The sequence below is a fragment of the Pseudomonas sp. 1912-s genome (assembly GCF_029269205.1).
Classification (GTDB): Bacteria; Pseudomonadota; Gammaproteobacteria; order Pseudomonadales; family Pseudomonadaceae; genus Aquipseudomonas.
In genome coordinates this window covers 406,762-415,249 of sequence record NZ_JARIXR010000002.1, presented here as the reverse complement: position 1 = coordinate 415,249, position 8,488 = coordinate 406,762, and the positions used below count along the sequence as shown (strand labels likewise).

Genomic DNA, 8,488 nt, shown 5'->3' with positions numbered 1-8,488 from the left:
GTCAAGTGATTATTTTCAGAAGTTTTCAAAGTTTCCTTTGTAACTTCAACCACTTGCGCTTCCGATCTCTCGTTAGCGGGAGGCGAATTCTACAGCGTTACACGCTGCTGTCAACACCTCTTTTTCTCCGCTTTCGACCGAGAAGATCGAACCGTTAATAGAGCCAAACTACACCGCTCTATCAACTCCTTCCAGGCTTCGATGATCTGAAGCAGCTCGCTGCCGAAACCTACATAACTCTTTGTTTACCAAGGAGTTTTCCGTTTCGACTGCGCCGGAAGTGGGGCGAATTATAGACAGATATAAATCGCCGTCAACAGTTAATTTCAGGTTTATTCGGATTTAAGCGTAATACGCGCAAATGCCTTCTTGCCGGCCTGACAAACATGGGTCGCGCCCAGTTCGTATATAAAGGTGCGATCGACAACCTCACCATCTATACGCACACCACCGGAACCCAGAAGGTCGCGCGCCACTGCCGAGTTCTTCACCAGGCCCGCCTTATTAAGGACGGCCGCAATCGGCATTGCCTCGGCAGCAGTCAATTCAACCTCCGGCAGATCATCCGGCAGCTCGCCATCCTTCATGCGGTTACCCGCAGCGCGGTGAGCACTGGCAGCAGCCTCTTCACCATGGAAGCGCGCAACGATCTCTTCTGCCAGCTTGATCTTGACGTCACGCGGGTTCGCACCTGCTTCTACATCGGCACGCAAGGCATCGATCTCGTCCATCGAGCGGAAGCTCAACAGCTCGAAGTAACGCCACATCAACGCATCCGGAATCGAAACCAGCTTGCCGTACATCACACCCGGCGCTTCCTGGATACCTACATAGTTACCCAAGGACTTGGACATCTTCTTGACGCCATCCAACCCCTCCAGCAACGGCATGGTCAGAATGCATTGAGCCTCTTGCCCATACGCACGCTGCAGCTCACGCCCCATCAGCAGGTTGAACTTCTGATCAGTACCGCCCAGTTCGACATCGGCACGCAACGCCACCGAGTCATACCCCTGAACCAGCGGGTAGAGGAACTCATGGATTGCGATAGGCTGATTGGTGGAGTAGCGCTTGTCGAAGTCATCGCGCTCGAGCATGCGGGCAACGGTGTACTGGGACGTCAGACGAATGAAGTCCGCCGGCCCCATCTGGTCCATCCAGGTGGAGTTGAACGCCACCTCGGTCTTGGCCGGATCAAGAATCTTGAAGACCTGGGTCTTGTAGGTCTCGGCATTATCGAGAACCTGCTCACGGGTCAACGGCGGACGCGTAGCGCTCTTGCCGCTCGGATCGCCGATCATTCCGGTGAAGTCCCCTATAAGGAAGATCACCTGGTGCCCCAGTTCCTGGAACTGACGCAGCTTATTAATAAGCACCGTATGCCCAAGGTGCAGATCCGGCGCCGTCGGATCAAAGCCAGCCTTAATACGCAGGGGTTGGCCACGCTTGAGCTTTTCGATCAGCTCGGCTTCGACCAACAGTTCTTCCGCACCACGTTTGATCAGCGCTAGCTGCTCTTCAACCGACTTCATAACAGACCCGCAAGGCTCAGATTCAAAAGGGAACCAACCATACAAGATCAGGGACTAATTACAAGTTTTGCCCTGCGCACGGACACCGTTCAGCAAGCCTAGCGTTCGCAAGCTTGCACCACAGATGATTTGGTTATATTTTATACAGTTATTTCATCTTCATCATGTCATTCATCTTTTCCAATTCATCTTTTCAAAGTCAAAATTACTTATGACCACAGAACCGTCTAAAGCGCCGCCGCTTTACCCGAAGACCCACCTGCTCGCCGCAAGTGGGATCGCCGCCCTTCTGAGCCTGGCACTCCTGGTATTCCCTTCCAGCGATGTAGAAGCCAAACGAACGACACTGAGCCTTGACCTTGAAAGTCCGGTTGAGCAACTGACACAAGATCAAGACGCTTCCGACGCACTACAAGCCACAAATGGCGCAGCAGAATCGCCGTTTGCCCAGATCGAAAACAGCGCCGAAGACACTAAAGAGACTGCACAGGCCGAGCCTGCAGTAGAAGCACCCAAGAACCCGCTACACCGTGAAGTGATTGTTGCCAAAGGCGACACCCTTTCGACCCTGTTCGAAAAGGTCGGCCTTCCTGCCGCGACCGTTAACGATGTGCTGGCCAGCGACAAGCAGGCCAGGCAGTTCACCCAACTCAAGCACGGCCAGAAGCTTGAATTCGAATTCACCCCCGACGGCCAGCTGAACAACCTGCACAGCAACGTCAGCGACCTGGAAAGCATCACGCTGACCAAAGGCGCCAAAGGCTTTGCGTTCAATCGCATCACCACCAAGCCGGTCATGCGCTCTGCCTATGTACACGGCGTGATCAACAGTTCGCTGTCGCAATCCGCCGCCCGCGCCGGCCTGTCCCACAGCATGACCATGGACATGGCCAGCGTGTTTGGCTATGACATCGACTTCGCCCAGGACATTCGCCAGGGTGACGAATTCGACGTGATCTACGAACAGAAGGTCGCCAACGGCAAGGTCGTCGGCACCGGCAACATCCTTTCTGCGCGGTTCACCAACCGCGGCAAGACCTACACCGCCGTGCGCTACACCAACAAACAAGGCAACAGCAGCTACTACACCGCCGACGGCAACAGCATGCGCAAGGCTTTCATCCGTACTCCGGTTGACTTCGCCCGTATTAGCTCGCGTTTCTCGATGGGTCGCAAGCATCCAATTCTGAACAAAATTCGCGCTCACAAAGGCGTCGACTACGCCGCCCCGCGTGGCACGCCGATCAAGGCCGCCGGTGACGGCAAGGTATTGCTGGCCGGTCGCCGTGGCGGCTATGGCAACACGGTGATCATCCAGCACGGCAACACCTACCGTACGCTGTATGGCCACATGCAAGGCTTCGCCAAAGGCGTGCAGACGGGCAGCAACGTCAAGCAAGGCCAGGTGATCGGCTACATCGGCACCACCGGCCTGTCCACCGGCCCGCACTTGCACTATGAGTTCCAGGTCAACGGCGTGCACGTCGACCCGCTGGGTCAGAAGCTGCCGATGGCTGATCCCATCGCCAAGGCCGAGCGCGCTCGCTTCCTGCAGCAGAGCCAGCCACTGATGGCCCGCATGGATCAGGAGCGCTCTACCCTCCTGGCCTCGGCGAAACGCTAAGCCATGTCGCTCTATATAGGTGTGATGTCCGGGACCAGCCTTGATGGCCTGGACATTGCGCTGATCGAGCAGGCCCCGGCGATCAAGCTGATCGCCACCCACTACATCCCTATGCCTGAATCCCTGCGTTCCGAGCTGCTTGGCCTGTGCGCCAGCGGCCCGGACGAGATTGCCCGCTCGGCGATCGCCCAGCACCACTGGGTGACACTCGCCGCCCAGGGCATTCACGCCCTGCTGGACCAGCAGAAGCTCAAGCCCCAGGACATTCGCGCGATTGGCAGCCACGGGCAGACCATTCGCCACGAACCTGCACGGGGTTTTACCGTACAGATAGGCAACCCGGCGCTGCTCACCGAGCTGACGGGAATCACCGTCGTCAGTGACTTCCGCAGCCGCGATGTCGCTGCCGGTGGCCAAGGCGCCCCGCTGGTGCCCGCCTTTCATGAGGCATTGTTTGGCGAGCGTTCCGGCAACCGCGCCGTGCTGAATGTCGGCGGCTTCAGCAACCTCAGTCTGATCGAGACCGCCAAACCGGTCGCCGGCTTCGACTGCGGCCCGGGCAATGTCCTGCTCGATGCCTGGATTCACCAGCAACGCGGCGAGAACTTTGATCGCGACGGCCAGTGGGCTGCCACAGGAAAGGTTGAACCGCAGCTACTCAAGGCGTTGCTCAGCGACCCATTCTTCGTGACCAAAGGGCCAAAAAGCACTGGGCGCGAAGTCTTCAACCTGGGATGGCTGGAACATCACTTGGGCCGGTTACCGTCATTCGCAGCTCAGGACGTGCAAGCCACATTGCTTGAGCTGACCGCCCAGACGATCGTCGAGTCCCTGCAAACCGCACAACCTCAAACCGAGACCCTGCTGGTTTGCGGCGGCGGCGCCCACAACACGACCTTGATGAACCGCCTGAGCACCTTACTGCCCGCCACTCAAGTGAGCAGCACCGCCACCTACGGCGTAGACCCCGATTGGGTCGAAGCCATGGCCTTCGCCTGGCTGGCCCATTGCTGCCTGGAAAGCATCGCCGCCAACCGCCCCAGCGTCACCGGCGCCCGTGGCCTTCGCGTACTCGGCGCCATCTACCCCGCCTGAACTCCACACAGCAAAACGCCGCTTGACCCTATCCAGGCCAAGCGGCGTTTTTACTTCCGCTGTCGATCAGATCGAGAACGAAGACCCGCAACCACAGGTAGTGGCGGCATTCGGGTTCTTGATCACGAAACGCGAACCTTCCAGACCTTCCTGATAGTCCACCTCGGCTCCTGCCAGGTACTGGAAGCTCATCGGATCGACGACCAGGCTTACGCCCTCGCGCTCAACGATGGTGTCGTCATCGGCCACGTCTTCATCGAAGGTGAAGCCGTACTGAAACCCTGAACAACCGCCGCCCGTAACAAATACGCGCAGCTTCAAGCGATCATTACCCTCTTCATCGACCAGGCTCTTCACCTTGTGCGCAGCACCGTGGGTGAATTGCAAAGCCGTGGGGGTGAAGGATTCAACGCTCATGCTGATAATCTCCCGGCGTAGCGCCGCCATATGCGTGATGGCGGGCATTATCCGCTTCTCCTAGAAAAGCGGTCAACTATTGTTACGGTATATCAATCTGCGCAGCGGCCATTAAAAACACGAAAGGCCCGATCAACGGGCCTTTGCGCAACAGCAGAAAAGTTACGGCAGCATGCCCGCGTGGGACAGGCCCAGCTTCTCATCCAGGCCAAACAGGATGTTCATGTTTTGCACAGCCTGGCCAGACGCGCCCTTGACCAGGTTATCGATCACCGACAACACCACCACCAGATCACCATCCTGCGGACGATGCACCGCGATACGGCACACGTTGGCACCGCGCACGCTGCGGGTTTCCGGGTGGCTGCCCGCCGGCATCACATCGACGAACGGTTCGTTGGCATACCGTTTTTCAAACAGCGCCTGCAGATCCACAGAACGATCGACGACAGTCGCATACAGGGTGGAGTGGATCCCGCGAATCATCGGCGTCAGGTGCGGCACAAACGTCAGGCCAACCTCTTTGCCGGCTGCGCGACGCAGCCCCTGGCGAATTTCCGGCAAGTGACGGTGGCCTTTGACCGCATAGGCTTTCATGCTTTCCGACGTCTCGGAGTAAAGCGAACCGACTGCAGCGCCACGACCAGCGCCGCTGACGCCCGACTTGCAGTCAGCAATCAGCCGCGATGCATCCGCCAACCCGGCCTCCAGCAAGGGCAGGAATCCCAACTGCGTGGCGGTCGGATAGCAACCCGGTACGGCGATCAGGCGCGCTTGCCTGATCTGCTCGCGATTGACTTCCGGCAGGCCATACACCGCCTCTTCCAGCAGCTCCGGCGCGCCGTGTGGCTGGCCGTACCATTTGGCCCACTCATCGGCGTCCTGCAGGCGGAAGTCTGCCGACAAGTCGATCACCTTGGTGCCAGCGGCCAGCAACTCGCCCGCCAGGGCATGGGCAACACCGTGAGGGGTGGCAAAGAACACCACATCACACGCACCCAGCGTCGCGATATCCGGAACGCTGAACGCCAGGCCGTCGTAATGGCCTCGCAGGTTCGGATACATGTCGGCCACCGCCAGGCCGGCCTCGGATCGGGAAGTGATCACCACCACCTCAGCTTGCGGATGCTGAGCCAACAGACGCAGCAATTCGACACCGGTGTAACCCGTGCCGCCGACGATACCGACCTTGACCATAAACCTGCCCTCAACGAACCCACTGGAAAGCCGTCGATAATAGGGTCCGTATCGTCCTGCGACAACCGTCAACGTGACGTGTAGACGCTTGAGCCACTACTATCTTCAGCTACCGTGAACCTGGGAATAACTAAAAATGCTTTATCTATGGGTCAAAGCCTTTCATATCGTCAGCATCGTCTGCTGGTTTGCCGGGCTGTTCTACCTTCCGCGCCTGTTCGTCTATCACGCCCAAAGCGAGGACACCGTCAGCAAGGAACGCTTCAGCGTCATGGAGCGCAAGCTGTACCGCGGCATCATGGGGCCGGCGATGATTGCCACCCTGATCTTCGGTGGCTGGCTGATCTACCTCAACCCCGCCATCTTTCAATCCGGCGCATGGATCCACGCCAAGTTGACCCTGGTGGTGTTGCTCATCGGCTACCACCACATGTGCGGCGCGCAGGTAAAACGTTTTGCCCGTGGCGAAAACACCCGCAGCCATGTCTTTTATCGCTGGTTCAATGAAGTGCCGGTTCTGATATTGCTGGCTATCGTAATTTTGGTCGTGGTCAAACCGTTCTAATTCCTATTACTCGGGGTACTTCCAATGTCGCTGCCCGCTTCGCTCGAACAAAACCTGCGCCTGCCCGTGGTGGCTGCGCCGATGTTTCTGATTTCCAACCCGCAACTGGTCCTGGCTTGCTGCCGTAACGGGATCGTCGGCAGCTTCCCGGCGCTCAACCAGCGGGAAAGCAGCGGCTTCAAGGCGTGGCTGGAAGAGATCGAAGCGGGCCTGGCGCTGCTGGACAAACCGGCGCCCTATGCGGTCAACCTGATCGTGCACAACAGCAACCCGCGTGTGGAAGCTGACCTGGCGATCTGCGTCGAGCACAAAGTGCCGATCGTCATCACCAGCCTGGGCGCGGTGAAAGAATTGGTGGACGCCGTACACAGCTACGGCGGCCTGGTATTCCACGACGTCACCACCCGGCGCCATGCCGAGAAAGCCGCTGAAGCCGGCGTGGATGGCTTGATCGCCGTGGCAGCGGGCGCCGGTGGCCATGCCGGCACCTGGAGCCCGTTCTCGCTGATTGCAGAAATCCGTCAGTTCTTCGACAAGACCCTGCTGCTCGCGGGCTGCCTCAACCACGGCCACGAGATCCTGGCCGCGCAACTGCTCGGCGCCGACCTGGCCTATTTCGGCACCCGTTTTATCGGCACCACCGAAAGCCATGCCCCGGATGCGTATAAAGAGATGCTGCTCACATCGCGCGCCGCCGACATCGTGCACACTCCAGCCGTCTCCGGCGTTCCCGCAAGCTTCATGCGCCAGAGCCTGGAAAACGCCGGTTTCGACCTCGCTGCGCTGCAAAGCAAAGGCGAAGTCAATTTCGGCTCCAAGCTCAAGCCACTCAACGACGAAGCCAAAGCCTGGAAGACCGTGTGGTCTGCCGGCCAGGGCGTCGGTGAAATTGATGATTTGCCCAGCGTCGATGAACTCGTGGCCCGCCTGGATGCCGAATACCGCAAGGCGCTCGAGCATGCGGCCCAATTGCCTAAACGCTGGCCACGCTGATCCGCGATGTAAAGCCTGCTGATCGAAGCAGGCCTCTCCCATTCAAGTGACAAGGATGCCCGCATGAGCGACAACCGTTTCAAGATTGTGTTTGATGGCGCATTGCTCCCGGGTGTCGAAAGCACCACCGCCAAGCTTAACCTCGCCGAGCTGTTCAAAAGCGAGGTGGAAGCCATCGAAAAGCTCTTCACCGGCCGCCCGGTCGCCCTGAAACGCGACCTTTCCCGCGCCGATGCCGAGACCTACCTGCAAGCGCTGAAAAACGCCGGGGTCGATGCGCGCATTGAAGAAGAGCAACCCGTCGCCTTCAGCCTTGCCGAAACCCACGAAACGGACTCCGCCAGCGCCACTGATTACACCCGCCCGGCCGCTTCGCCTTACGCCCCTCCCCGGGCCGCCGTCGGCGAGAACCTGCCGGAGTTTTCCACCCTTAAAGTATTCACCGTCAACGGACGTATCGGGCGCCTGCGCTTCCTGGCATGGACGCTGGTGTTAAGCGTGGTGATGCTGCTCGTCTCGGGCGCGTTCTTTACTGTCGGGCTGGGGATCGCGGCGGTGTCCCCGACGATTGCCATGGTCATTGGCTTCCTGGCCGGGATCGCCCTCCTCGTGGCCGCGGTATGGGTCAGCGTGCAGATCACGGTGCAGCGCCTGCATGACCTGGGCTGGTCGGGCTGGCTGTGGTTCCTGCACCTGGTGCCCTTCGTAGGCAGCATCTTCCCGATTCTGCTGATGGTTCTCCCGGGCAATACAGGCGCCAACCAGTACGGCGCACCACCGCCGCGCAACTCTACCGCGGTAAAAATCCTGTCCGCCCTGTGGCTGGCATTCATTCCGCTGGTGTTTGCCGGCGCAGTGTTAGTGGGCATGAGCGGCTACCTGGATCAACTGGAAAGCGACGTAGGCGGCAGCTACGAAAGCAGCTCCATCAATTCCGATGACGACAGCGACCAGGCCACCACCGTCGATGAAGTCGATGTGCAAAGTGCTGACGACACAGCCGAACCTGTAGACTCTACGCAACAGTGAAAAACGCCCGACGCCTGTGACGCCTCTGTCACAGGC

At 59.0% G+C, this 8,488-nt stretch carries 8 protein-coding genes; 5 read left to right on the top strand and 3 right to left on the bottom strand.

Annotation, left to right across the window (positions count from 1 at the left end):
* Window positions 1–332: 332 nt before the first annotated feature.
* Window positions 333–1,532 carry a tyrosine--tRNA ligase gene (tyrS, locus tag P3C29_RS04685; protein WP_275963987.1) on the bottom strand — a complete coding sequence of 400 codons (1,200 nt, stop codon included), beginning with the start codon at window positions 1,530–1,532 and terminating at the stop codon, window positions 333–335.
* Between the two features lie 211 nt (window positions 1,533–1,743).
* Here tyrS and P3C29_RS04680 point away from each other — a divergent pair, with 211 nt between their 5' ends.
* Complete coding sequence (locus tag P3C29_RS04680; RefSeq protein ID WP_010167202.1) at window positions 1,744–3,156, top strand: peptidoglycan DD-metalloendopeptidase family protein; 1,413 nt, start codon at window positions 1,744–1,746, stop codon at window positions 3,154–3,156.
* A 3-nt stretch (window positions 3,157–3,159) separates the two neighbouring features.
* Window positions 3,160–4,251 (top strand): anhydro-N-acetylmuramic acid kinase, encoded by a 1,092-nt coding sequence (locus tag P3C29_RS04675; protein WP_275963986.1) that lies wholly within the window; start codon window positions 3,160–3,162, stop codon window positions 4,249–4,251.
* A gap of 66 nt (window positions 4,252–4,317) precedes the next feature.
* Here the strand turns inward: P3C29_RS04675 and erpA are convergent, their stop codons facing one another.
* Complete coding sequence (gene erpA / locus P3C29_RS04670; protein WP_275963985.1) at window positions 4,318–4,668, bottom strand: iron-sulfur cluster insertion protein ErpA; 351 nt, start codon at window positions 4,666–4,668, stop codon at window positions 4,318–4,320.
* Window positions 4,669–4,830: 162 nt separating this feature from the next.
* Window positions 4,831–5,865 (bottom strand): N-acetyl-gamma-glutamyl-phosphate reductase, encoded by a 1,035-nt coding sequence (argC, locus tag P3C29_RS04665; RefSeq protein ID WP_010167211.1) that lies wholly within the window; start codon window positions 5,863–5,865, stop codon window positions 4,831–4,833.
* Between the two features lie 136 nt (window positions 5,866–6,001).
* On the opposite strand from argC, the gene hemJ reads away from it, so the two are divergent.
* The 3 genes from hemJ to P3C29_RS04650 all read left to right on the top strand — a co-directional run bounded on the left by hemJ (window position 6,002) and on the right by P3C29_RS04650 (window position 8,452).
* Window positions 6,002–6,430, top strand: a complete 429-nt coding sequence (gene hemJ / locus P3C29_RS04660) for a protoporphyrinogen oxidase HemJ (protein ID WP_248749508.1) — start codon at window positions 6,002–6,004, stop codon at window positions 6,428–6,430.
* Window positions 6,431–6,454: 24 nt separating this feature from the next.
* Window positions 6,455–7,423, top strand: coding sequence for a nitronate monooxygenase family protein (locus tag P3C29_RS04655; protein WP_275963984.1), 969 nt, complete (start codon window positions 6,455–6,457; stop codon window positions 7,421–7,423).
* A gap of 63 nt (window positions 7,424–7,486) precedes the next feature.
* The gene (locus tag P3C29_RS04650) at window positions 7,487–8,452 is read left to right on the top strand and encodes a DUF805 domain-containing protein (RefSeq protein ID WP_201125496.1); all 966 of its coding nucleotides are present in this window, start codon (window positions 7,487–7,489) and stop codon (window positions 8,450–8,452) included.
* Window positions 8,453–8,488: the final 36 nt, after the last annotated feature.